1 pseudogene is annotated in these 474 nt (G+C 30.8%); it reads left to right on the top strand.

From position 1 onward, the window contains the following. Positions 1-239: 239 nt before the first annotated feature. Positions 240-474, top strand: a pseudogene (locus FUA24_RS00295) (hypothetical protein); the annotation flags it as partial.

Here is a 474-nt window from a genome sequence, read left to right as displayed (position 1 = left end):
TTAAAAGCTTGAAATGCGTAAATATCAATTACAATAAATAATACTAAAAAAATACCCCAACGTAACATATACTCAATTTTTATCAAAGATACTAGTAATCTAAACTACAAAATTAAAACACCATTGTATTTAACGTATAGTTAAGATTTTTATAGTAAGACGCACCAAAACTAAATATATTACAATGTGGTTTACGTGTAAGTTTTTCATATTTTTGATTTTCTTTCAAATTCAAACTCATGTCAGACCAAAAACGTCTTTTCTTAGTAGATGCTTACGCCTTAATTTTCCGTGGGTATTACGCCTTTATAAAAAACCCAAGAATCAACTCAAAAGGTATCGATACTTCGGCCATTATGGGTTTTATGAATTCACTTTTAGATGTGATAAAACGTGAACGTCCAGACCATTTAGCCGTATGTTTCGATAAAGGCGGAAGTACCGATCGTGTAGAAATGTTTGAGGCTTACAAAG

The organism is Seonamhaeicola marinus (genome assembly GCF_008085455.1).
This window is presented reverse-complemented; position numbering and strand designations above follow the sequence as displayed.